The following is a 23,300-nucleotide window of genomic DNA, read 5'->3' on the forward strand; positions in this document are numbered from 1 at the left end:
ACCGCGCAGGTACGCAGCGCACGATGCCCACGCAAGGCGCGATCGCGCGTTGGCGCCCGGCGCTCGCGGCCGCGCGGGGTGCATCGCACCGGAGGACACGCGTATACTGTCGTGACCTCCCTGGCCGCCAGATTCCGGCTTTTTCCGGCATTCCGGCACGCCGCACCCCCCTCCCCAAAGAGTCCGAATCGCCAGACGTGGACAGTCTCCTGAAGCAGTTTGCGCAGTCGTCGCAGTTCGGCGCCAATGCCGCCTATATCGAAGACCTGTACGAGCAGTATCTCGTGGACCCCGACAGCGTCGGGACGGACTGGAAACGGTGGTTCGACACGTTCAAGGGCCGCGAGGCCGGCGACGTGCCGCACTCGGCGGTGCTGTCGGCCGTCGCCGACGCTGGCCGACAGGCTGCGCGCGGCGTTGTCCAGACCCAGGCCTCGGGCGCCGGTGACGAGCGCGAACGCCATGTCGGCCGGCTGATCACGGCCTATCGCTCGCGCGGCCATCTGGGCGCCCGGCTCGACCCGCTGGACATGACCCCGCCGGTCAATCCGCCGGACCTGGGGCTGCCGTTCCACCAGCTCACCGAAGCCGACCTCGACGACGAGTTCAGCACCGGTGGCGTGGGCGGCCAGCCGCGCATGAAGCTGCGCGACCTGCTGGCGCTGCTCAAGGCGACCTATGCCGGTCCGATCGGCGCCGAGTTCATGCACATCCCGGACTTCGAGCAGCGCAACTGGCTCTACACCCGGCTCGAGAACGCCGGCGGCCGGTTCGCGCGCAGCCCCGAAGAGAAGAAGCGCATCCTCGAGCGGCTGACCGCGGCCGAGGGCCTGGAACGCTATCTGCATACCAAGTACGTCGGCCAGAAGCGCTTCTCGCTCGAAGGCGGCGACGCCCTGATCCCGCTGCTCGACAACGTGATCCAGCGCGCGGGCAAGGACGGCGTCAAGGACATCGTGATCGGCATGGCCCACCGCGGCCGCCTCAACGTCCTGGTCAACACGCTCGGCAAGAACCCGCGCCGGCTGTTCGACGAATTCGAGGGCAAGTTCGAGCACCACGACGACGATCGCGCCCACACTGGCGACGTGAAGTACCACATGGGCTTCTCGGCCGACCTGGCCACGCCCGGCGGTGCCGTCCACTTGGCGCTCGCGTTCAACCCCTCGCACCTGGAAATCGTCAACCCGGTGGTCGCCGGGAGCGTGCGTTCGCGCCAGCACCGCCGCCGCGACACCGAGCGCAAGGTCGTGCTGCCGGTGCTGCTGCACGGCGATGCGGCGTTCGCCGGCCAGGGCGTGAACATGGAACTGTTCCAGATGTCGCAGGCCCGCGGTTTCGCGGTCGGCGGCACGGTGCACGTGGTCATCAACAACCAGGTCGGCTTCACCACCAGCGACCGCCAGGACGCGCGCTCCACGCTGTACTGCACCGATGTCGCCAAGATGGTCGGCGCGCCGGTGCTGCATGTGAACGCGGACGATCCCGAGGCCGTGGTGTTCTGCGCCGAGCTGGCCTACGACTTCCGCCAGACCTTCGGCAAGGACGTGGTCATCGACCTGGTGTGCTACCGCCGCCACGGCCACAACGAGGCCGACGAGCCGGCGGCGACCCAGCCGCTGATGTACCAGGTGATCCGCAAGCACAAGACGCCGCGCGAGCTCTACGCCGCGCGGCTGGTCGCCGAGGGCGTGCTCGCCGAGGCCGACGCCAAGGCGATCGTCGACCGCTATCGCGACAAGCTCGATGCCGGTGAGGTCACCGTGGAACTGGCCGATGCTAAGCCGTCGGACTACGAGCTGACGATCGATTGGGATCCCTATCTCGCCGGCCGGCTCAGCGACACGCTCGACACCCGGGTGTCGGTCGACAAGCTCAAGGCGCTGGCCAAGACGATCACCACCCTGCCCGAGTCGGTGCACCTGCACCCGCGCGTAGCCAAGATCTACGAGGACCGTCGCAAGATGGCCGCCGGCGAGCTGCCCGGCGACTGGGGCTTTGCCGAGAACCTCGCCTACGCGACCCTGCTCGATGCCGGCAACCGGCTGCGGCTGGTCGGCCAGGACAGCGGCCGCGGCACGTTCTTCCACCGCCATGCGGTGCTCCACGACCAGCAGGATGGCGAGGACTACATCCCGCTGCGCCAGCTGGTGAAGAACCCCGAGGACGCCACGATCATCGACTCGCTGCTCAGCGAGGAAGCGGTCATGGCGTTCGAGTACGGCTACGCCTCGTCCGAGCCGGGCACGCTGTGCATCTGGGAAGGCCAGTTCGGCGACTTCGCCAACGGCGCCCAGGTCGTCATCGACCAGTTCCTGTCCTCGGGCGAGGCCAAGTGGCAGCGCCTGTGCGGCCTGGCGCTGTTCCTGCCGCACGGTTACGAAGGCCAGGGCCCCGAGCACAGCTCGGCCCGCCTGGAACGCTTCCTGCAGCTGTGCGCACTCGACAACATGATGGTCTGCGTGCCGACCACGCCGGCGCAGGCGTTCCACATGATCCGCCGCCAGCTGTGCATGACCACCCGCAAGCCACTGGTGGTGATGACGCCCAAGTCGCTGCTGCGCCACAAGCTGGCGGTGTCGACCCTCGACGAGCTCGCCAACGGCGAGTTCCAGCACCTGATCCCGGACCACGACGCCGATCCGGCCAAGGTCACGCGCGTGGTCGTGTGCTCGGGCAAGGTCTATTACGACCTGCTCGAGGAAGCCCGCAAGCAGTCGCTGGACAACGTCGCACTGGTCCGCGTCGAGCAGCTCTATCCGTTCCCGCGCAAGTTGCTCACCGCCGAGCTCGAACGCTTCTCCAAGGCCACCGAGGTGGTCTGGTGCCAGGAAGAGCCGCAGAACCAGGGCGCGTGGTACCAGATCAAGCACCATCTCGAGTTCTGCTCGGGGCCCAAGCAGTCGCTGCACTACGCCGGCCGCGCACGCTCGCCCTCCCCGGCCGTCGGTCACTTCAACGACCACGTCGCCGAGCAGCAGCAGCTCATTGCCGACGCGCTGGTCAACGACCTCGCCGGCAAGGTCCTGTCCGAATAATCTCCGCTCGCATTCCCACATTCCACGCTTTTCCCAGGAAGCCACATGGCCACTGAAATCAAAGTCCCGGTCCTGCCCGAATCCGTGTCCGACGCCACCATCGCCACCTGGCACAAGAAGGCCGGCGATGCGGTCAGCCGCGACGAGAACATCGTCGACCTGGAGACCGACAAGGTCGTGCTCGAAGTGCCCTCGACGGTCGATGGCGTGATCAAGGAGATCAAGTTCGAGGAAGGCGCGACGGTCAACAGCCAGCAGGTCATCGCGATCATCGAGGAAGGCGCCGCCGCGGCCGCACCGCCGGCTGCCGAGTCGGGCAACCAGGACAAGGAAGCGCCGGCCGCCGGCGCCGAGGAAGTGCAGTCCAAGTCGCAGGCCAAGCAGGCCGACGACAAGGCGCCCTCCTCGACCAAGCCGCAGTCGGTGGCCGGCGGCAAGACCGCCGACCTGCCGCCTGGCGCGCGCTTCACCGCCGAATCCAAGGGCATCGACCCCTCGCAGGTCGAAGGCACCGGCCGTCGCGGCGCGGTGACCAAGGAAGACCTGCTCAACTACGCCGCCGGCAAGACCCCCGGCGTGTCGGGCGGCGCCCGCCCCGAAGAGCGCGTGCCGATGACCCGCATCCGCAAGCGCATCGCCGAGCGCCTGATGCAGTCCAAGGAATCGATCGCGATGCTGACCTCGTTCAACGAGGTCAACCTGGGCAAGGTGATGGCGCTGCGCAAGGAACTGGGCGAGCAGTTCCAGAAGGAACACGGCATCAAGCTCGGCTTCATGAGCTTCTTCGCCAAGGCCGTGGCCAATGCGCTGCAGCGTTACCCGATCATCAACGCCTCGGTCGATGGCGACGACATCATCTACCACGGCTACGCCGACATCTCGATTGCGGTCTCGACCGACAAGGGTCTGGTCACGCCGGTGCTGCGCAATGTCGAGCGCATGGGCTTTGCCGAGATCGAACAGGGCATCGCCGACTACGCCAAGAAGGCGCGCGACGGCAAGCTCGGCCTGGACGACCTGCAGGGCGGCACGTTCACGATCACCAACGGCGGCACCTTCGGCTCGCTGATGTCCACGCCGATCGTCAACCCGCCGCAGTCGGCGATCCTGGGCATGCACGCGATCAAGGAACGCGCGATCGTCGAGAACGGCCAGGTCGTCGCCGCCCCGATGATGTACATCGCGATCTCCTACGACCACCGCATCATCGACGGCAAGGACGCGGTGCTGTTCCTGGTCGATATCAAGAACCAGCTGGAAAATCCGCATCGCATGCTGCTCGGGCTCTAAGCCCGCGCATGCGATGCCGCGATTGGGGATGCGTGCGGCGTGATGCCGGCCGGCGGTCGTTCAAGGCCGGGGCCAGGATCACCGCACGCATCGGGCCCGCGCCTCTTCCCATCGCGAATCCCCCATCACGTGAGCGAATGAAATGAGCGAACAGCAGAAATTCGATGTGGTCGTCATCGGCGCCGGCCCGGCCGGCTACCATGCCGCCATCCGCGCCGCGCAGCTGGGCATGAAGGTCGCGTGCATCGACGCCGCGCTCGGCAAGGACGGCAAGCCGGCGCTCGGCGGCACGTGCCTGCGCGTGGGCTGCATCCCGTCGAAGGCGCTGCTCGATTCCTCGCGCCAGTTCTGGAACATGGGCCACATCTTTGGCGACCACGGCATCAGCTTCAAGGATGCCAAGATCGACGTCGGCGCGATGGTTGGTCGCAAGGACAAGATCGTCAAGCAGTTCACCGGCGGCATCGCGATGCTGTTCAAGGCCAACAAGGTCACGCCGTTCTACGGCTTTGCGACGCTGCACCCCGAGCGCGTGGTCAAGGTCAAGCAGCACGACGGCGCGGAAATCGAGCTGACCGGCACGAACGTCATCATTGCCGCAGGCTCGGATTCGATCGAACTGCCGTTCGCGAAGTTCGACGGCGACACCATCGTCGACAACGTCGGCGCACTCGACTTCACCGAGGTGCCCAAGCGCCTGGCGGTGATCGGGGCCGGCGTCATCGGCCTGGAGCTTGGCAGTGTGTGGAAGCGCCTGGGCAGCGAGGTCACGATCCTCGAAGCACTGCCCGACTTCCTCGCCGCCGCCGATGCCGAAGTCGGCAAGGCCGCACTCAAGGAGTTCAAGAAGCAAGGCCTGGACATCAAGCTCGGCGCGAAGGTCTCCAAGACCGAAGTGACCGGCAAGGGCAAGAAGAAGGAAGTCGTCGTCAGCTACGCCGACAAGGACGGCGAGCAGTCGATCACCGTCGACAAGCTGCTGGTCGCCGTCGGCCGCAAGGCCGCCAGCCAGGGCCTGCTGGCCGAAGGCACCGGCGTGAAGCTGACCGATCGCGGCCAGATCGAGGTCGACGACCATTGCCATACCGGCGTCGATGGCATCTGGGCGATCGGCGACTGCGTGCGCGGCCCGATGCTGGCGCACAAGGGCTTCGAGGAAGGCATCGCCGTGGCCGAGCTGATCGCCGGCCTGCCCGGCCACGTCAACTTCGACACGATCCCGTGGGTCATCTACACCGAGCCCGAGCTGGCCTGGGTCGGCAAGACCGAACAGCAGCTCAAGGCCGAGGGCATCCCGTACAAGGCCGGCAGCTTCCCGTTCGCCGCCAATGGCCGTGCGGTCGCGATGGTCGAGCCGGCCGGCTTCGTCAAGGTGCTCGCGCACGCCGAGACCGATCGCGTGCTGGGCATGCACCTGGTCGGTGCCAATGTCTCCGAACTCGTGCACGAAGGCGTGCTGACGATGGAGTTCAAGGGCTCGGCCGACGACCTGGCGCGGATCTGCCATGCGCATCCGTCGCTGTCGGAGGTCGTCCACGACGCCGCGATGGCCGTCGACAAGCGGGCGATCCACAAGGCGAACTGAGCGTCCTCGCCTTGACCTCAAGAAGGCTCCGCTTCGGCGGAGCCTTCTGCTTTCCGGCCCGGCCATTCGCATCCGCAGCCCGGGCGATCATCTGCAAGAGGACACCCCCCACATGAAATCGATCTGCGTCTATTGCGGCTCCAATGCCGGCAGCAAGCCCATCTACGCCGAACGCGCAATGGCGCTGGGCGACCGCATCGCCCGCGACGGGCTGCAACTGGTCTACGGCGGCGGCAATGTCGGCCTGATGGGTACTGTGGCCAATGCGGTGCTCGAGGCCGGCGGCTCGGTCACCGGCGTCATCCCCAAGCAGCTTGCCGATTGGGAAGTCGCGCACCGCGGCCTCACGCAACTGGAGATCGTCGACTCGATGCACGCGCGCAAGATGCGCATGTTCGAGCTGTCGGACGCCTTCGTCGCCCTGCCCGGCGGCTTCGGCACGATGGAGGAGATCTTCGAGATGCTGACCTGGCGGCAGTTGGGCATCGGCAACAAGCCCTGCGCGTTCCTCGATATCGACGGCTTCTACGCACCGCTGATCGGCATGATCGACCGGATGGTCGAGGAGCGGTTCCTGCATCCCGATCAGCGCGCCGACCTGTGGTACGGCGATGACATCGACGCGATGCTGGCGTGGATGCGGGGGTATACGCCGGCGCGGGCGGAGAAGTGGATCGACGAGAAGCGTCGAAGCGCTATGAAGTAAGAGCATCGCTTGACGCGGTATTGTCATGACGCGTGGCGACGCGCCAAACGGACAGGCGCCCTGAGGTTCGCCTGGCGCGGATCGATGAGAAGCGTCGGAGTGCGTTGAAGTAAAAAAAGCATCGCCTGATGCGGCAGCGTCATGGCGCGTGGCGACGCGCCAAACGGACAGGCGCCCTGAGATTGGCCTGGCGCGGATCGATGAGAAGCGTCGAAGTGCGTTGAAGTAGCTGAAGTCAAAAGGCGTCGCTTGATGCGGCGACGTCATGGCGCGTGGCGACGCGCCAAACGAACAGGCGCCCTGAGGTTCGCCTGGCGCGGTTCGCCTGGCCCGGCGCCCTCGGCGTCAGCCTGTCGCGAACGCGTCCCGCAGTGCTTCGTAGGCGGCCGTCTGCGCCGCGGTGCGCGGCGGCGGTGCCTGGATCTCGAGCTCGACGAGTTGATCGCCCGCAGGCGCGCCGCCGGCGCCCGGCAGGCCGCGGCCACGCAGCCGCAGCTTGCGGCCGGCTTCCGACCCCGCCGGGATCTTCAGCTCGACCCGCCCGCCCAGAGTCGCCACGCTCAGAGTCGCGCCGAGTGCGGCGTCCCACGGGGCGATCGGCAGCGAATGGATGATGTTGCGGCCATCGACCTCGAAGTCGGGATGGGCCGCGTACTCGATCTCCAGCAGCAGATCCCCGCCCTGCTGGCCTTGCCTGGGCAGCCGCACGACCTGCCCGGGACGGATGCCTTTGGGGATGCGCACATCGAAGGTCTTGCCGAGCACCGGTACGCGGACGCTGTCGCCGCGATAGACCGTCTCCAACGGCACCGCCAGGCGCGCGCGCGTATCGCCACGCGGCGCGGGCCCGCGGGCACCGGGACCGCCATGGCCGCCGACGCCGCCGGCACGCCGGCCGAACAGTTCTTCAAAGAAGTCGCTGAAGCCGCCGCCCGCGCCGCCACCGGCGAAGATCTCGTCGAAATCGACGCCGCCCGCACCTGCGCCGCCGAAGCCGCCGGGGGGGGGCCGGACTTCGTCGCCGGGACGATAGCCACGCGCGCGCAACTGATCGTAGGCCTTGCGCTTCTCCGGGTCGCGCAGCGCCTCATAGGCCTCGTTGATCGCCTTGAACGTCTCTTCGGCGCCGGCCTCCTTGCTGACGTCGGGATGGTACTTGCGCGCCTTGCGGCGATAGGCGGTCTTGATCTCCGCATCGCCGGCATTGGGCTCGACGCCGAGAATCTCGTAGTAATCCTTGAACTGCATGTGGGGAGTTCCGATGCGGCGCGCCACGCGCCGTGACAATGGAAATCATCGAATCCAAGGGGTGGATGCGACAGCGGCCCGCAGAATACCTGCAGGCCGCCGTCTCCGTCTTCATCGCACCACGTCTACGCGCGGTGCGATCCCAGCGCCTGCTCAGGCCTGCGTCGTCACGGCCTGGGTTCCGGTGTCCTGCGCCGCGCCGACCTGGATCCGTCGCGGCGTGGTCTCGGGACGCTTGGGAATGCTGATCTCCAGCACGCCGTTCTGTCCGCTTGCGGTGATCGCATTGGCATCGGCGCTGTCGGGCAGCGAGAAGCGGCGGTGGAACTGTCCGGTCGCTCGCTCGATGCGCGAGAACCGCAGCTCGTTCCGACCGCCTTCGCCATCCTCGGTCGGCTCGCTGCTGGCATGGGTCCGGCGCTCGCCCTTCAGGCTCAGAATGCCCTTGTCCATCCAGATCTCGACATCCTGCGGATCGATGCCCGGCAGGTCGGCCAGGATCACGAACCGGTCGCGCTCTTCGTGGATGTCCACGCGCGGGACCCATTGGCTGGTGACCACCGACGATTCGTCCTGGGCGTCGCCGCCCTGCACGAACTGGTCGAAGAACCGCCGCATTTCATCCTGGAACGTCGCACGCCCGGCGAGGGCCGGCTGGCGGGCGACAGCACGATAGGCTTCATGTCGCATGGAGTGGCTCCGTGTTGAAAAGCGGCCCCGTCGGCCGCGATGCCGGGAATTTGGGAACGGGCGTGTGGGTTTCAAGAGCGCTCGCATCGACGCCACACGCGAACGGATAGACTGCGTTCACCCTGTTGCGAGCGACTCCCCCATGACCATCCAGATCGGCGACGCCATCCCCGAAGTCACCCTCAAGCACATCCAAGACGGCGTCCGCGTCATCGACACGCCGACCGTGTTCTCCGGCAAGCGCGTGGTGCTGTTCGCCGTCCCCGGCGCGTTCACGCCGACCTGCTCCGAACGCCATCTGCCCGGCTTCGTCGAGCACTTCGAGACGTTCCGCAGCCGCGGCATCGACGTGGTCTGTATCGCCGTCAACGACCCGTTCGTGATGCAGGCCTGGGGCGACAGCGTCGGGGTGCCGGACGGGCTGCAGATGCTGTCGGACGGCAATGCCGACTTCGTGCGCGCGCTCGGCCTGGAGATGGACGCCACCGCCTACGGCATGGGCACGCGCGCCAAGCGTTTCGCGTTGTACGCCGACGACGGCGTGGTGCGGCAGCTGTTCGTCGAGGCCCCGGGCGAGTTCAAGGTGTCTTCGGCCGAGCACGTGCTCGCGCACCTGGACTGACGCACCCGATGCCGTAGCGCGCGAGTTCCGACCGGCGCTACGGCGCCACATGGAAGGCGACGCTGCGCCAGGCGCCGTCGTCGGCCAGCGCGGTCAGCTCGCGGCGGCCGGGCGTCTCGAATTCGGTGCGCAACCAGCGCGCGCCCTGGGTCTCGCCGATCCAGCGCCCGTCGAGCAGCCACTGCACGCGCGACGCGGTGCCCAGCGCGCGCACCTGCAGCCGCACGCCGTGTGTGCTGCCCGGCGGCCGGACCAGGGTCACGCCCGGCTCCAGGCCCTCGATATGCAGGGCGGCGGCCGTCTCGCGGCCGTCAGGCCGGCAGTCCTGCGCCAGCGCAGGCAATTGCGCCGCACGCCGCGTGGCCGCGGGCAACCACGGCGAGACCAGCGCCGGCCAGCGCGCGATCTCGCGCGATGCGCGCGGATGTGGGGCGTCGCAATCGGCCGATAGCCGCTGCCCGCTGCGCGGGTCGATCTCGAAGCGCACACGCCCCGCGCTCCAACGCCCCGCATCACGCTCGGCGAAGGTCGGCGGCACATTGCCATCGAGGGTCCAGGCGGTCAGCCGGCGCTGGCACAGCGGCGCGGCCTGCGCATCGGCCGCGATGCCCAGCGGCCAGCAGATATCGACCTCCCGCACATTGCGCGGCGGCGGCGCGCGCAGCGCATCGTCCCGCCCGCGCGGCAGGCTGTCGACCGTCTCGAGCAGCAGCGGCAGCGCGGTAATTGCGCCGTACTGCCCCGGCAGCGGCGTGCCATCGGGACGGCCGACCCACACCCCGACCGTGTAGCGGTGGGTACCGCCGATCGCCCAGGCATCGCGATAGCCGTAGCTGGTCCCGGTCTTCCACGACACCCGCGGCCGGTCGCCGGTGTCGAAGGTGTCGGCGCGCTCGCCCGGCCGGTCGGCCGCTTCGAGGATCTCGCGCACGATCCAGGCCGCCCCCGGCGACAGCAGTCGGCGGTCGCGCAAAGCCGCGCCCGGGGTGTAGCGCACGCGCCCGGCGATCCCGCCCCGATGCAACGCGGCATGGGTGCCGACCAGTTGCTCGAGCGTCGCGCCGGTGCCGCCCAGGATCAGCGACAGGTTCGGCACTGCGCCGCGCGGGAAGCGCAGCGTGACCCCGGCATTGTCGAGCCGCGCGGCGAAGCGCGCCGGTCCGACCCGGTCGAGCAGGTCCACCGCCGGCACGTTCAACGACAGGCGCAGCGCATCGGCGGCTGCGACCGGCCCGTTGAACGCCGCATCGAAATTGCCCGGGCGATAGCCGCCGAACGACTGCGGGGCATCGACCAGCAGGCTGGCCGAGTGGATCAGCCCATCGTCGAGCGCCATGCCGTAGAGAAACGGCTTGAGCGTCGAGCCGGGCGAGCGCCAGGCGCGCACCATGTCGACGTGGCCCAGCCGCGCACGATCGCCGAAGGCGACCGAACCCACATAGGCCAAGGCCTCCAGGTTGCGATTGTCGACCACCAGCAGCGCCGCCGAGGTGCGCTCGGGCAACTGCGAGAAGTAGCTGGCGACCCGCTGCTCGAGCATGCGCTGCAGGCCGATTTCGATCGTCGAGACGATCCGCGCCTGCCCCGGATTGGCCGCCCGCAGGCGCTGGGCGAGCAGCGCGGCATGCAACGGCGGCCGCAGACTGCGCGCCACGACCGGCTCGATCTTCGCATCGTCGACCTCCGCGCGCGTCCACACGTCCAGCGCGACCATGCGCTCGAGCACTTTGTCGCGCGCCGCACGCGCCGCCTCGGGCGCGCGATCGGGGCGCAACCGGCTCGGCGCCTGCGGCAACACCGCCAGCAGCGCCGCCTCCGCCCGCGACAGCCGGGCCGCCGGCTTGCCCAGGTACGCCCAGCTCGCCGCCTCGACGCCCTCGATGGTGCCGCCGAACGGCGCGCGCGTGAGGTACAGGGTCAGGATCTCGTCCTTGGACAGATGCGCCTCGAGCTGCAGCGCCCGCAGCAGTTGCACCAGCTTGCCGCCCAGCGTGCGCCCGCGCGCAGGCTGCGGGTCGAGAATGCGCGCGACCTGCATCGTCAGCGTCGAGCCACCCGACACGATCCGCCCGCCCCGCGCCCACTGCCAGGCCGCACGCGCCATCGCCAGTGGATTGACGCCCGGATGGTGCCGGAACCAGCGATCCTCGTAGCCAAGCAGCGCCTGCAGGTAGTACGGCGACACGCTCGCCGGCGTGGCCGGGTGCCGCCAGACACCATCGGCATCGGCGAACGCGCGCAACGGCGTGCCGTCGCGCGCGACCACCAGCACGCTGGTGTCATCGCGCGTGGGCAACTGCGGCGGGAACGCGAGATCGAGCGCGAGCAGCGACAGCAGCAGCGCGACCGTCCCCCAGCTCAGGGCGGGCAACAGCCGACGCAACCGACGCAGCCGACATCGTCGATGCTCAGACACAGACATCACGGCGGGACACCCGGACAATCCCGCTTCCGCGTCGAATCGCTGCCCAGGTGCTCGACGCCGGCCCGTCCGCCCCGGCCCCCGGCGCATGCGCCGCACACGCCCTGGCCATCCGGAATCGAGCCGGCAGGAAGCAGGAGGCGAGATCTGCGATGGGCATGGCGCATAGTTTAGTCGGGCGCGTGCGGCCGCGACCCGTCGCGCGCCCGATCCCGCAGCCATGCAGCGAGGAAGTCCGCCAGCACCCGCACCCGCAACGGCATGTGGCGATTGCTCGGGTGGATCAGCGAGAACGGCCGCGAGGCGCCGCCGTAGGCCTGCATCACTTCGACCAGTCCGCCGCGTGCGAGCGCCTGCTCCACGGTGAAACGATAGACCTGCGCCAGTCCCGCGCCCGCTTGGGCCAGCGTGACCACGCCCAGGATGTCGTCGGTACAGGTGCATCCCCCGGTGGTGGCCACGTCCCGCTCGACACCGCCGACACGCAGCCGCCATGGCACACGCTGCCCGGAGCTGGGCAGGATGAACTGGATACAGTCGTGCCGCTGCAGATCGTCCACCGTCTCCGGTTCGCCATGCCGGCGGAGGTAGTCGGGCGTGGCGACGATCACCAGTTCCGCGTCCAGCAGCCGGCGGGCGATAAGGCCCGAATCCGCCTGCTCGCGGCCGCGCACGGCCAGATCGAAGCCATCGGCGGTGAAGTCGATATTGCGATTGCTCAACTGCACATCCACGCGGACCTGCGGGTAACGCGCGCGGAACGCCGGCAGCGCGGGCAACAGGCAATGGTGGCCGAACGTGGTGGGTGCACTGATGCGCACCAGACCCGCGGGCTCGACCTGATGGCCGGAGAGTTGCCGTTCCGCTTCGGCCAGTTGGCCCAGCGCCTGCTGGCACTGCACGTGATACGCACGACCTGCCTCGGTGAGTCGGACGCGCCGTGTGGTGCGCACGAACAAGCGCACCTGCAGCCGGTCTTCAAGACGGCCGATCGCGCGACTGACGGCCGCCGGCGTGAGTGCCGCCTGGTGCGCGGCTGCGGTGAAGCTCTCCAACTCGGCCGCCAGACAGAACAGTTCGAGGCTCGCCAGGGACACATCCTGGAAATCGCGCGGCATTGATGACTCGAGCTCACTGGTGATGTTCCAGATTATCCGTTTATCAACCCATTGGCGCCTCATAGCATTCCGGCACCCCGTCCCCTACCCCGAGGCACCGCATGTCCCCCCGTACGAGCATCGTCTTCCACAGCAGCCACGGTCACACCCGCCGCCTGGCACTGGCCATTGCGGCCGCATCGGACACCGCCCTCGTCGAGATCGACGCGCAAGGCCAACTCTCGGCCGAGGACTGGGCGCGCCTGGATGCGTCCGACGTCCTGATCTTCGGGTCACCGACCTGCATGGGCAATGTGAGTTGGCAGTTCAAGCGCTTCCAGGACGCCACCGCCACGCTGTGGACGGCGCAGCGCTGGCGCGACAAGCTGGCCGCGGGATTCACCCACTCGGCGGGCATCAATGGCGACAAGCTCGCGACCCTGGGGGCGCTGTTCACCTTCTCCCAGCAGCACGGCATGGTCTGGACCGGCACCGGCCTGATGCCGGCAAACGTCCGCAGCTCCGGACGCGACGATGTGAACTATCTCGCAGCGTTCAGCGGCCTGATGGCGGCCACGCCCGCGGACGTGTCGCACGAGGGCATGACGGCAGGCGACCTGGAGACCGCACGGCTGTTCGGCGAGCGCGTGCGCGCGGTCGCGCGGCGTCGGCACTGACAGGAGTCCATCATGCCCTACGTCCACATCCGGATCACCCGCGAAGGCACCACTGCCCCCCAGAAGGCGGCATTGATCGCAGGCGTGACCGAACTGCTGCAGCGCGTGCTGGCCAAGGACCCCGCCCTCACCCACGTGATCATCGACGAGGTCGAGCTCGACAATTGGGGCGTGCATGGCCGGCCGGTCACGGCCCTTCGTGCGGAGCGCCGGACATGAGCGCCGGCATCGCGTTCGCACGCGAAGCGGAGGCCGTCGCCGACGCCCTGGCGCGCTACTTCGACGGCCTGCACCACAGCGACGTGTCGCTGCTCGCGCAGGTGTTCCACCCCCAGGCGCACTACTTCAGCGCCAGCGACGGCCACCTGCTACACCTGGACATGACGCAGTACTTTCCCATCGTCGCCGCGCGCCCCTCGCCTGCCAGCCAGGGCCATGCACGCACCGACCGCATCGTCTCGCTGGAACTGGCCGGCCCGGTGACGGCATTGGCCAAGGTGACGTGCTCGATACCGCCGAAGGCCTTCATCGATCTCCTCACCCTGGTGAAACTCGACGGGCAGTGGCGGATCGTGAGCAAGGTGTTCCACCATCAGCCGATGGGCGCGACATGATGCTGGCCCCGCGCCGCGATGCCATCGCGGCGCGGGCAAGGATCACGGCTCGATCACCGTGATCTGCTCGGGGACCGATCGACCGACGCCGCGCAGCTGCGGCCGGTACATGTCCTCGACCAGCGGCGGCGGCACGGTGTAGGTGCCGGGGCTGACCGCGCGGACCAGGTAGAACACCCGCGCGGTACGGCCGCTGTCGAGCTTGAGCGCGGCGACGAAGCGGTCGTCGCGGTACTCCTCGTGCTGCACCGTCGCCTGGCTGCCGCGTTCGGTGATCCGGATGCCGTCGACCACGACATCGGCCCACTGCTTGCCATCGCCCAGGTTGAAGTTTTCCACCTCCAGGCCCGCCGGCAGCAGGTCGGTCAATAGCGCATCGGGCATGTCGCGGTCGGCGACCACCGACACCGCGACGATCAGCGCTTCGCCCTCGGCCAGCGGACGCGGCGTCCACGGCTGGCCGTCGGTGCCGTAGAGCTTGCGCTCGACCTTGAGCGCACTGGCATCGGCGGCCGGCGCCTGCAGCGGCACACCGGCGACGTCGATGCTGGCGTACATCGGTGGTTCGCCCTTGGGCACCAATCGCACCCCGCGACGCAGCCCGGCCTCGTCGAAGGCACGTCCGATGATCGCCGCCGGGGCGATCGCCTCTTCGACCTCGCCCTCTTGCAGCGTGCCCGACACCCGACGGCTCTGGTCGGCCATCAGGGCCCGGCCCAGGCGCGCGATCGCAATCTGCTCCTGGGTACTCAGGTACATCCAACTGCGCTGCCGACGGGCGTCGATCTCACGACCGATGTCGACCGCACGGGCGTCGTACGTGGCCTTGGCCACGTCGCGCTCATGGGTCAGCGCGATCATCAGCGAGGCATCGCGCAACGGCGAGCCGTAGTCCCACAGATAACTCGGCCGGTCACCCTTGAACGCGAACCCGGCCTCGATCGCACGCTCGCCGCGGGCCTTATCGCCCTGCAGCGACAGCGCCAGGCCCAGATGCACCAGCGGCAGGCCGGTCCGTGCCTTCGCGCGCTCGTTGTCATAGAGCCCGCGCAGCGTGCCCAGCGGCGCACGGTTGACCCGCGCGAGCACGTAGCCGGCGTAGGCCTGATAGGCGAAACGCAGGTGGTCACGCTCGTTCTTGCCGTAGAAGCCGTCGCCGCCCGACAACAGGTCCTCGGACAAGCGCTCGAGCGCCTTCTGCAGCACGCCTTCCGGCACCGCGAAACCGGCGTCACGCGCATCGAGCAGGAACTCGACGATGTACGGCGTGAGCATCGGATTGACGTCGCCGTCGCCGCCCCACATCGAGAAGTGCCCGTTGCCGACCTGCATCGCCGCCAGCCGGCCGAACGCGGCCTCGACCACCCGGCGCCGCTTGCCGGCGTCGATGTCGCGGATGCCCAGCATCGAGACGGTCGCATCGTCGAGTTGCAGCGCCGCGTAACCGCGACTGGTGGTCTGCTCGGCGCAGCCATAGGGATAGTGCAACGCACCGTCGATCGCGGCGGCGAATGGAATCGGCGGCAGCGCGCTGACCGAGACCCGCGCCGTGACCGAGCCGGGCATCAGCCCGGACATGGCGCCGGTGTCGAGGGTCAGTGGCGTGGTGCCGTCGAGCACCCGCGTGCTCGAGTGCAACACCGCCGGCCACGCCGGCCGCACCGGCAGGTCGTAGCTGCGATCGACGCGGTGGCCGTTGCCGTCGACGCGCACGCGGACCTTGGCGACGGTATAGCCGGACTGCGCGGTCAGCGGGAAGCGCAGCGTGGTCTTGTCGCCAGCGGCCAGCGACACCCGGCGACTGCCCTCGCCGATCGCCAGCGGCCCGACGCCGTCGACGCGGACGTCGAACTCGCCTGCCCGCCCACTGAAATTGGTCAGGTCCAGGGTCACCGTGCTGCGGTCGCCAGGCGCGAGCACCCGCGGCATGCTGGCCTCGGCAACGACCGGCGCGCGCACCAGGGTCTCGACATCGCGACTGCCGTAGCGGTCGGCCGAGAACACCAGCGCCGAGACCCGCAGCGTGCCGTTGAAGTCGGGCAGTTGCAGCGGCACGCGCGCATTGCCGCGAGCGTCGAGCTTCACCGGGCCTGCGAACAGATCGGCGGTCTGCACGCGTGCGGTGGGGCGACGCGCCTGCGGCAGCGAGGCCAGTGGCGCGTCGCCGCCGAAGCGCAGCTTCGCCGTGCCGCCCTCGTAGCTTTCGATGATCCGCCCATAGAGATCGTAGGCATCGACGCCGAACCGGCGCTGCGCGAAGAAATGTCGCCAGGCATCGGGCACCGGGAAACGGGTGATGTTGAGGATGCCCACATCGACCGCCGAGACCGTGACCCAGGCCGACTGGCCGGCCAGTTGCGGTGCGCTCACGGTGACCTGCATCGGGCCCTCGGGGCGGACCTGCTCCGGCGCCCGCAGCCCGACCGCGACCCGGCGATCGCGCCGCTGCATCGGCACATGCGCGATGCCGACCGCACGCGCCGGCGTGACCGCACTCGCGGCACTGCCACCGCGAAACACCAGCGCGGTGACGTAGACGTCGTGACGTTCCCACTCCTCGGTGACCGGGATCTCGAACGTGCTGCCCGGCTTGGCATCGATCTCGTGCAGATAGAGCATGCGGTCGCTTTCGACCATCAGCAGGCCCTTGCCCGGATGCGGCGGCGTGACCGTGACGCGCATCGTGTCGCCGGCGCGATAGCCGGTCTTGTCCAGCGCGACCTTGACCTTGTCGGGCCGCGCGTCGAGCCCGCGGTTGTCGTCGTCCCAGCCCCAGCCGGCACGGAAGGGATAGCGCGAGACCAGCTTGGTCTGCGGGTCCTCGACATCGATGCGGTACTCGCCCCACTCCACCGGCACATCGAAGCGTGCGGCGGCAGTGCCGGCATCGACGCTGCGCGTGTCCACCGTCTCGAAGCGCTGCGTGTACTCGTAGCGCCAGCCATCGTTGTCGTTGCGCCAGTGGTAGTCGCGATGCTCGCGCACCAGCGACACCTTCAGGCCCTGCAGCGGCCGCGGCTTGCCGTCCTGACCCACACGCACCAGCTCGAAGCGTGCCGTGCCATTGGCATCGGCGCCGTCGTCGGGGTCGAACAGCGGGCGCACCCCGACCAGGGCGTCGGCTGGCCACAGCACCCGCTTGAGTGTGCGATTGACGCTGCGCCCGCCGGTTTCGAACAGGCTGCCGGAGACGATCGCCGCGATCGGCGTGACCGGTCTGGCCTCGTCGGGCAGCGCGATATCGGCCTGCAGGCGACCCTGCGCATCGAGCGCCTCATCGACGACATCCTTGGCCTCGCGCGGCAGATCCACAGTCGGGTCGCCGAAGACGAAGCCCGGCAGCCCCTCGACCGGTGTGCGCTCGACGGCCACCGCGAGGCGCGCGGTGAAGCGATTGCCCGCCGCCGGCGCACCATAAAGATAGGCCCCGGTCGCCTGCAGCCGCAGCGGCTGCCCCGGGCGCAGCGTCGCCTGCGCGGCGTCGAGGTCGAGCTTCATCCGCTCGGGCAGGAACTCCTCGATCCGCAAGGTCATGCCCTGCACCGCCTCGCGGCTCGCCGGATCGGTGCGGAACTCCACGCGCCAGCTGCCGGTCGGCGCGTCGACCGGGATCTCCTGCTCGAACCGGACGTAGCCGCCCTCGCCCGGCTCGATGCGGCGTTCGAGGAAGGTCTTGCCGTCGGGCTGGCGCAGGCGCGCAAACAACGTCTGCGCACGGCCGTCCTTCGCCTGCACCGGACGTCCATCCTGGTCGCGCAGCAGCGCCGAAACGCGGACTGTCTCTCCGGGGCGGTAAAGATCGCGTCCCGACCAGGCGAACACATCGAACCAGGCCTGCTCGCGGCCGCCGACCGCGAACTCCGATAGGTCCAGCGCCGGCTGGTTGAACGGCAGCATCGACACATCGCCGCCCCGCGTGGCGACCAGCACGTGCGCCGCATCGAGCGTGTAGTCGAGCATCGCATTGCCGCGCGCGTCGGTCTTGGCGCGGAAGACCGTCTCGCCCTTGCCGTCGAGCACCTTGAGCTCGGCATTGCCGATCGGCGCGCCGTCCTGCAGCGACGCCGTATGCACGAACATCCGCTCGCGGTAGGCGCGCGCGTGCAGGCCGATGTCGCTGACGGTGAAGAACGCGGTCTCGAACTGGTCGGTGAACGCGCCGGTGCGCTTCATCACCGCAAAGTACAGCCCGGGCTGCTGCAGTTCCTTGATGCCCTGCAGCGGCAGATAGGTCAGCACGCGCTCGTTGCGCGCGCCGTCGATCGAAAACCGGTTGACGTACACCGGCTTGGCCAATTGCGACAGCGGCATGCGGCCGCTGTAGCCGTAGTGGTCGTCGAGATCCCAGCTGCCGCGCCGGCCGCCGCGCTGGTACTGAGTGAAGAACGCAGGCAACGAGGCGTCGTCAACGCGCAGGAACTCTACATCGACTTCGTCGACATTGATCGAGACGATCGGCAGGCCGCGCGATTCCTTCGCCGGCAGCACGCTGCCCTGCGAGGCGAAGCCGACAACCGGATCGAGCTCGCCGGTGAACACCTTGCGCTCGAGATCCTGGCCCAGCGTGTCGCCGTCGGCTGCGGTCAGCTTGCCGGAAATGCGCACCGTGTAGTCGCGGTTGGCCTCGACATGCGGGAAACGCAGCACCTTGCCGTCGTCGTCGAGCGTCCAGCTGCCGTCACGACCGGCATTGTCGGCCAGGGTCACCAGCGCATCGAAATCCTGCGTGCCGACCAGCGGCTGCGAGAACTCGAGGGCCAGCGACAGCGCACCATCATGCTGGTCGGGAAATGCCCGTACCAGGCCGAAGCCCTCGACCTGCGCGCGCTCGGTGCGGATCGCCTCGCCGCCCGCGGTGGGCACCTGACCGCCGGCATCACGCCGGCAGCCGGCCACGAACATGACCGCCAGTACGAGCACCAGCACCGCGCCGCAACGGGCTCCAACGCGCCCCCACCCTCTGATCGACATCCCAATTCCCCGCCTGGCAACCGGCGCAGTATAGGAACGCCAAGCCCTCAACGCGCACTTTTCAAAACCGGGGTCAGAGTGCATTTCCCCAATGCGGCAGGAATGCGAAAGGTCAGAATCGAAGTGACGGCGCCCAAAAGCGACGGGGCCAACAGGCAAGGCGCCCAAAAAGCGAAGGGGTCAGAGTGTCTTTTCCTTGGAAAAGGCACTCTGACCCCGGTTTTGGATCCGGATTTTAAGCGGCGTCAGGCATCGGGGCTCGGGACATCCACGGCGCTGGCCGGGGCGTCGCCCGCCGGCGGCGGTGCGATCGGGTCGACGGTTTCGTCTTCGATCGCGCCGTCGACGCGCTCGATGCCCTGCAGGCGCTCGTCCTTGGACAGGCGCATCAGGGTCACGCCCTGGGTGTTGCGGCCGACCCGGGCGATCTCCGAGGCGCGGGTCCGCACCAGGGTGCCGCCGTTGGAGATCAGCAGCACCTCGTCGGCATTGCGCAGCAGCACCGCGCCGACCAGGCGACCATTGCGCTCGGTGGTCTGGATGCCGATCACGCCGCGCGTGCCGCGGCCCTTGCACGGGTACTCCGACAGCGGCGTGCGCTTGCCGTAGCCGTTCTCGGTCGCGGTGAGGATGTAGCCGATGTCCTCGCCCGCGCCGGTTTCGACCACCACGGCCTCGCCGTTGCTCTCAGCGCTCGCCTCGGGCGCCGCGTCCTCGACCGTCTCCTCGAAGGTCTCGTCCTCGATCCCGCCCGCGCTCTCGGCGACGATCAGACTCACGACGTGCTCGCCGGCATCGAGTCGAATACCGCGCACGCCACCGGCGGTCCGGCCCATCGAACGCACACGGTTCTCGCTGAAGCGCACCGTCTTGCCATTAGAGGCGAACAGCAGCACATCGCGGTCGCCATCGGTCAGCGCGACACCGATCAGCGCATCGCCCTCGTCGAGACGGATCGCGATCTTGCCGCGCGCCAGCCGATAGGCGAACTCGGTCAGCGGGGTCTTCTTGACCGTGCCGCTGCGGGTGGCGAAGAACACATACTGGCCCTCGACGTACTCGCGCACCGGCACCACGGCCTGCACCTTTTCGTCGGCCTCGAGCGGAATCCAGTTGATGATCGGACGGCCGCGCGCATTCGGGCCGGCGTCGGGCAGCTGGTGCACCGGCAGCCAGAACACGCGGCCGGCACTGGTGAAGGTCAGCAGTGTGTCGTGGGTGTTGACCAGCCACAGCTGTTCGATGAAATCCTCGTCCTTGGTCGACGCCGCGTTGCGGCCGCGGCCGCCGCGCTTCTGCGCGCGATAGGCGCTGACCGGCTGGCGCTTGGCGTAGCCGGCATGCGACAGCGTGACCACCACGTCCTCGGGTGCGATCAGGTCGAGGATGTCCAGATCCTCTTCGCTGGCGCGGATCTCGCTGCGGCGTTCGTCGCCGAACTCGGCCTTGACGTTGCGCAGTTCGGTGCGGATCACTTCCAGCAGCACGTCGGGATCTTCGAGGATCTCGATCAGGCCGCGGATGGTCTCCAGCAGTTGCTTGTACTCGTCGGTCAGGCGGTCCTGCTCCAGCCCGGTCAGGCGGTGCAGGCGCATCTCCAGGATCTGCTGCGCCTGGGCCTCGGTCAGCTGGTAGCTGCCGTCGATCAGGCCCACGCCGTCGGGCAGATCCTCGGGGCGCGAGGCCTCGGCACCACTGGCGGCCAGCAGTGCGCCGACCAGCCCGGCGTCCCAGCGCCTGCCGAGCATCCGCTCGCGGGCGACGTTGGGATTCTCCGAGGTCTTGATCAGCTCGATCATCTCGTCGATGTTGGCCAGCGCGACCGTCAGGCCTTCGAGGATGTGCGCGCGGTTGCGGGCGCGACGCAGCTCGAAGATCGTCCGGCGGGTGACCACCTCGCGGCGGTGGCGGACGAACGCCTCGAGGATCTGGCGCAGGTTCAGCAGCTGCGGGCGGCCGTCGACCAGCGCCACCATGTTGATGCCGAACACCGATTCCATCTGCGTCTGCGAGTAGAGGTTGTTGAGCACGACCTCGGCCGACTCGCCGCGCTTGACCTCGATGTAGATGCGCATGCCGTCCTTGTCGGACTCATCGCGCAGTTCGCTGATGCCTTCGAGCTTCTTTTCCTTGACCAGCTCGGCGATCTTCTCGATCAGCCGCGCCTTGTTCACCTGGTAGGGAATCTCGGTGACGATGATCGACTCGCGGCCGTTGTCGGCCACTTCGACCTCCGCCTTGGCGCGCATGCGCACGCGGCCGCGACCTGTGCGGTAGGCCAGGTGGATGCCGCCCACGCCGTTGATGATGCCCGCGGTCGGGAAATCGGGACCGGGGATGTATTCCATCAACCCGTCGATGTCGATCTCGGGGTTGTCGATCAACGCGATCAGCGCGTCGACGACCTCACCCAGGTTGTGCGGCGGGATATTGGTCGCCATGCCGACCGCGATACCGGCCGAGCCGTTGACCAGCAGGTTCGGGAAGCGCGTCGGCATCACCGACGGCTCGAGTTCCTTCTCGTCGTAGTTGGGCTGGAAATCGACCGTTTCCTTGTCGATGTCGGCCATCAGCTCGTGCGTCAGGCGCGACATGCGCGCCTCGGTGTAACGCATCGCCGCCGCCGAGTCGCCGTCGACCGAACCGAAGTTGCCCTGCCCGTCGACCAGCAGGTAGCGCAGCGAGAACGGCTGGGCCATGCGCACCAGCGTGTCGTAGACCGACTGGTCGCCGTGCGGGTGGTACTTACCGATGACGTCACCGACGATACGCGCCGACTTGTAGTAGGGCTTGTTGCTATGCGCGCCAAGCTCGTTCATCGCGAACAGCACGCGGCGGTGAACCGGCTTGAGGCCGTCGCGGACGTCGGGGAGCGCGCGGCCCACGATCACGCTCATCGCGTAATCGAGGTAACTGCGGCGCATCTCGTCTTCGAGATTGACGGGAATGATTTCTTTCGCGGAATCGACCATCTAGAGGGCTTGCATCCTGTCTGCGCGGCCCGGTTTTTTCGGCATCGGCGCAAGGCGCCGACACTGCGCGTACCGGCCGCCGGCGACGCGATCAAAACGACAGGAAATCATAGCACAAACGTCATGCCCGCCCCAGGGTTTCCGACGTAAAAACAAGCACTTGGCGCGATACGATGCGGCATTTCCGGGCCCTGCCCCGCTTTCCGGCCAGCCGGCCGCACGATCGGGCACCATCACCTCCGATCTCGCAGGCGGGCCGACCTCAGCCAAACAGGGCGCGCATCGCCTCGGTCGTGGGGCGTTCGACCACGCCGCGCTCGGTCACGATCGCGTCGATCAGCGCGCCTGGCGTCACATCGAACACCGGATTCCAGGCCTGGATGCCGTCAGCGACCGTGCGACTGCCGCCCACACCGAACAGCTCGCCCGGATCGCGCTGCTCGATCTCGATCATCTCGCCCGACGGCGTGTCCATGTCGACGGTCGAGGACGGCGCGACGACCATGAACTTCACGCCGTGGTGGCGGGCGGCGATCGCCAGCTGGTAGGTGCCGATCTTGTTGGCGGTGTCGCCGTTGGCGCAGATGCGATCGGCACCGACGACCACCCATTGCACGAAGCCGCCCTTCATCAGGTGCGACGCAGCCGAGTCGGCGATCAGGGTCGCGTCGATGCCATCCTGCTGCAGTTCCCACACCGTCAGCCGTGCGCCCTGCAGCCAGGGCCGTGTTTCCCCGGCGAAGACCTTGGCGATGCGGCCCTGCGCCATGCCGGCGCGAATCACGCCCAGCGCGGTGCCGAAGCCGGCGGTCGCCAGCGAGCCGGTGTTGCAATGGGTCAGCACCCCGCTGCCTGGTGCGATCAGCGCCGCGCCGAGCGCGCCCATGTGCCGGTTCGCGGCGAGATCCTCGTCGGCGATCGCCTGCGCCTCGCGCGCCAGCACCTCGCGCCAGTCGCGGCCCGCGGTCGCCAGCACCCGGCGCATGCGCGCCAAGGCCCAGGCCAGGTTCACCGCGGTCGGACGCGCGGCATTCAGGCGCTGGAGCGCCGGCTCGAGCTTGGCCAATGCAGCCGTGCCATCGTCGGCTTCGATATCGCGTGTGCCCAGCACTGCGCCCCAGGCCGCAGCGATCCCGATCGCCGGCGCGCCGCGCACGGTCAGCGCATGGATCGCCTGGGCGACCTCGTCGCTGGTCGTGCAGGTCGCATGCTCGACCACGAACGGCAATTTGCGCTGGTCGAGCAGTTCGAGCGTGTCGCCGGTCCACAGGATCGGGCGGATGTGGTCGTAGCGGTCGAAATCGAGGGGGGATGCGTTCATGGCGCCATTGTAGTTCGAGGGTGTTGGATTGCCGTTGGGCAGGCTCG

15 protein-coding genes are annotated in these 23,300 nt (G+C 68.5%); 8 read left to right on the forward strand and 7 right to left on the reverse strand.

The annotated features are described in order from the left end of the window. Nucleotides 1-197: 197 nt before the first annotated feature. The 4 genes from WAF18_RS12985 to WAF18_RS13000 all read left to right on the forward strand — a co-directional run bounded on the left by WAF18_RS12985 (nt 198) and on the right by WAF18_RS13000 (nt 6,619). Nucleotides 198-3,038: a 2-oxoglutarate dehydrogenase E1 component gene (locus WAF18_RS12985; protein ID WP_337245486.1), complete on the forward strand. Its 2,841-nt coding sequence runs from the start codon at nt 198-200 to the stop codon at nt 3,036-3,038. A gap of 45 nt (nt 3,039-3,083) precedes the next feature. Continuing rightward, complete coding sequence (sucB, locus tag WAF18_RS12990) at nt 3,084-4,328, forward strand: dihydrolipoyllysine-residue succinyltransferase (protein WP_183426382.1); 1,245 nt, start codon at nt 3,084-3,086, stop codon at nt 4,326-4,328. Nucleotides 4,329-4,470: 142 nt separating this feature from the next. Beyond that, nucleotides 4,471-5,913 carry a dihydrolipoyl dehydrogenase gene (gene lpdA / locus WAF18_RS12995; protein ID WP_183426383.1) on the forward strand — a complete coding sequence of 481 codons (1,443 nt, stop codon included), beginning with the start codon at nt 4,471-4,473 and terminating at the stop codon, nt 5,911-5,913. Nucleotides 5,914-6,025: 112 nt separating this feature from the next. Further along, on the forward strand, nt 6,026-6,619 hold the full coding sequence (locus WAF18_RS13000) for a TIGR00730 family Rossman fold protein (RefSeq protein ID WP_337245487.1): 594 nt from the start codon (nt 6,026-6,028) through the stop codon (nt 6,617-6,619). A gap of 345 nt (nt 6,620-6,964) precedes the next feature. On the opposite strand, the gene WAF18_RS13005 is transcribed toward WAF18_RS13000, so the two are convergent. Further along, the gene (locus WAF18_RS13005) at nt 6,965-7,867 is read right to left on the reverse strand and encodes a DnaJ C-terminal domain-containing protein (protein WP_337245488.1); all 903 of its coding nucleotides are present in this window, start codon (nt 7,865-7,867) and stop codon (nt 6,965-6,967) included. A gap of 153 nt (nt 7,868-8,020) precedes the next feature. Next, on the reverse strand, nt 8,021-8,485 hold the full coding sequence (locus WAF18_RS13010; protein ID WP_255492900.1) for an Hsp20/alpha crystallin family protein: 465 nt from the start codon (nt 8,483-8,485) through the stop codon (nt 8,021-8,023). Between the two features lie 214 nt (nt 8,486-8,699). Here WAF18_RS13010 and WAF18_RS13015 point away from each other — a divergent pair, with 214 nt between their 5' ends. Further along, a complete protein-coding gene (locus WAF18_RS13015; protein ID WP_337245489.1) occupies nt 8,700-9,179 on the forward strand; it encodes a peroxiredoxin in 480 nt (159 codons plus the stop codon). Between the two features lie 37 nt (nt 9,180-9,216). Here the strand turns inward: WAF18_RS13015 and pbpC are convergent, their stop codons facing one another. Beyond that, nucleotides 9,217-11,601, reverse strand: a complete 2,385-nt coding sequence (pbpC, locus tag WAF18_RS13020; RefSeq protein WP_337245490.1) for a penicillin-binding protein 1C — start codon at nt 11,599-11,601, stop codon at nt 9,217-9,219. 170 nt (nt 11,602-11,771) lie between these two features. Then, nucleotides 11,772-12,719 (reverse strand): LysR family transcriptional regulator, encoded by a 948-nt coding sequence (locus WAF18_RS13025; RefSeq protein WP_337245491.1) that lies wholly within the window; start codon nt 12,717-12,719, stop codon nt 11,772-11,774. A 101-nt stretch (nt 12,720-12,820) separates the two neighbouring features. On the opposite strand from WAF18_RS13025, the gene WAF18_RS13030 reads away from it, so the two are divergent. From WAF18_RS13030 to WAF18_RS13040, 3 genes are read left to right on the forward strand one after another with little or no spacing between them, the layout of a single operon-like run. After that, nucleotides 12,821-13,375, forward strand: coding sequence for a flavodoxin family protein (locus tag WAF18_RS13030; RefSeq protein WP_337245492.1), 555 nt, complete (start codon nt 12,821-12,823; stop codon nt 13,373-13,375). Between the two features lie 12 nt (nt 13,376-13,387). Beyond that, nucleotides 13,388-13,594, forward strand: a complete 207-nt coding sequence (locus WAF18_RS13035; protein ID WP_337245493.1) for a 4-oxalocrotonate tautomerase family protein — start codon at nt 13,388-13,390, stop codon at nt 13,592-13,594. After that, nucleotides 13,591-13,989 (forward strand): nuclear transport factor 2 family protein, encoded by a 399-nt coding sequence (locus tag WAF18_RS13040; protein WP_337245494.1) that lies wholly within the window; start codon nt 13,591-13,593, stop codon nt 13,987-13,989. Before WAF18_RS13035 ends, WAF18_RS13040 begins: the two co-directional genes overlap by 4 nt. A 42-nt stretch (nt 13,990-14,031) precedes the next feature. Here WAF18_RS13040 and WAF18_RS13045 read toward each other — a convergent pair whose 3' ends face one another. From WAF18_RS13045 to mtnA, 3 genes are all read right to left on the reverse strand, one after another. Next, nucleotides 14,032-18,891, reverse strand: coding sequence for an alpha-2-macroglobulin (locus WAF18_RS13045; protein ID WP_337245535.1), 4,860 nt, complete (start codon nt 18,889-18,891; stop codon nt 14,032-14,034). A gap of 314 nt (nt 18,892-19,205) precedes the next feature. Then, on the reverse strand, nt 19,206-21,932 hold the full coding sequence (gene gyrA / locus WAF18_RS13050; RefSeq protein ID WP_337245495.1) for a DNA gyrase subunit A: 2,727 nt from the start codon (nt 21,930-21,932) through the stop codon (nt 19,206-19,208). Nucleotides 21,933-22,194: 262 nt separating this feature from the next. Then, nucleotides 22,195-23,253 (reverse strand): S-methyl-5-thioribose-1-phosphate isomerase, encoded by a 1,059-nt coding sequence (mtnA, locus tag WAF18_RS13055; protein WP_337245496.1) that lies wholly within the window; start codon nt 23,251-23,253, stop codon nt 22,195-22,197. Nucleotides 23,254-23,300: the final 47 nt, after the last annotated feature.

The organism is Luteimonas sp. gir, assembly GCF_037198055.1.
Lineage (GTDB): Bacteria > Pseudomonadota > Gammaproteobacteria > Xanthomonadales > Xanthomonadaceae > Luteimonas > Luteimonas citri_A.